Raw genomic sequence first — 778 nt, 5'->3', positions numbered from 1 at the left:
CTGGAGGCCCTCACATCGCGGACCAGGACATCGCGGACCAGGACGCAGGGGACGAGGACACTGCCGCGGAGCCGCACAGGCACTTGGCCCACACGTGGCAGGAGGCCCGGCAACTCGCGTTCGAGTGCGCCGTTCCCATCCCGGCCGCCCCTGTTCCGCTGCGGCAGACGCTTGGCCGGACGCTCGCGGCGGACGTCGTTGCCCGGCAGGATATGCCCCATTACGCTTCCTCTGCCATGGACGGTTGGGCCGTCAACGGCAGCGGGCCCTGGATCCTGGCCGAACCCGGCCAGCGTCTGGCACCACATCAGGCCAGCCCGATTGCCACCGGCGGCCTCATCCCGCCCGGGGCCAAGGCAGTGTTGCGCAGCGAAAGCGGCATCATCGACGCCGACGACGACGGCCTGCCCGTCCTGAAGCTGGGCGGCACCGCGAAGCCGGGAGACCCGCGCAACGGCGACCACATCAGGAAGGCCGGGGAGGAAGCCGCCGCCGGGGACGTCCTGATCAAGGGCGGCACGGTCCTGAACCCGGCCCATCTGGCGCTCGCCGCGCTGGCCGGAAGTGACGCCCTTCCCGTGCTCGGCAAGGCCGTCGTCCGCCTCGTTTACACTGGCTCCGAGGTCGTGACGAGCGGGATACCGGCACCCGGGCAGGTCCGCGACACCTTCGGACCCCAACTGGCCGCCGTGGTGGGAATGCTCGGCGGGATCTGTACCGAAGAAGTGAAAGTCGGCGATACCTACGCCGAGTGGCTCGCCGCCCTCGAGGACACCGA

Annotated in this window: 1 pseudogene; it reads left to right on the top strand. The window is 70.4% G+C overall.

From position 1 onward, the window contains the following. Nucleotides 1-29: 29 nt before the first annotated feature. A pseudogene (locus tag Y706_RS29305) lies at nt 30-778 on the top strand (molybdopterin molybdenumtransferase MoeA); the annotation flags it as partial.

It is taken from the genome of Arthrobacter sp. I3, from assembly GCF_000520575.1.
In the GTDB taxonomy this organism is placed as follows: domain Bacteria; phylum Actinomycetota; class Actinomycetes; order Actinomycetales; family Micrococcaceae; genus Arthrobacter; species Arthrobacter humicola_A.
This window is presented reverse-complemented; position numbering and strand designations above follow the sequence as displayed.